Annotated in this window: 1 protein-coding gene; it reads right to left on the bottom strand. The window is 44.9% G+C overall.

The genetic code is table 11. The features are described from left to right. The coding region (locus tag ADM90_RS17150; RefSeq protein ID WP_200908571.1) for an IS256 family transposase at positions 1-543 on the bottom strand (543 nt) is incomplete at both ends.

Below are 543 nucleotides of genomic sequence, written 5' to 3'. Positions count from 1 at the left end.
ATGTGGCAGCGTGTGGCGAAACGTTGATTATAGTCTTCGAACTGCGTCACTAAAAAGCGCTCCAACGATTCTTCGTTCGGGAACTGTTCCTTGCGCTTTGTATATTTTTTGATTTGCTTATTGAACGACTCGATTAAATTCGTCGAGTAGATGCTTCGCCAAATCGCCTTGGGAAAGCCGTAAAACGTCAGTAAATACGGGTTTTCGAGTAAGCCTTGTGCGACTTTTTTATACGATTTGCCCCATTTTTCGCAGAACGTCTCGAGCGCTTTTTTCGCTGCTTCAGCGTTCTTTGCCTGGTGAATCGTTTTAAAATCCTCGCACACTTCCTTGCGATCTTCTACTCGGACTTTATGCATGATATTGCGTGCCACATGGACAAGGCACACCTGATATTTTGCCTTTGGAAACACATTAAACACAGCGTCTGCCATGCCTTTTAAGCCGTCTGATACGAATAAAAGTACGTCTTCTACACCACGGTCTTTGAGCTCTTCTAGTAGCTCCTGCCAGTTGTAAGCCGATTCTGTTGGGGCAATCGTA

This window comes from Lysinibacillus macroides (assembly GCF_001281525.1).
In the GTDB taxonomy this organism is placed as follows: Bacteria; Bacillota; Bacilli; order Bacillales_A; family Planococcaceae; genus Lysinibacillus; species Lysinibacillus macroides.
Note: the sequence above shows the minus strand (reverse complement) of the source record. Positions and strands in the feature narration are given on the sequence as shown.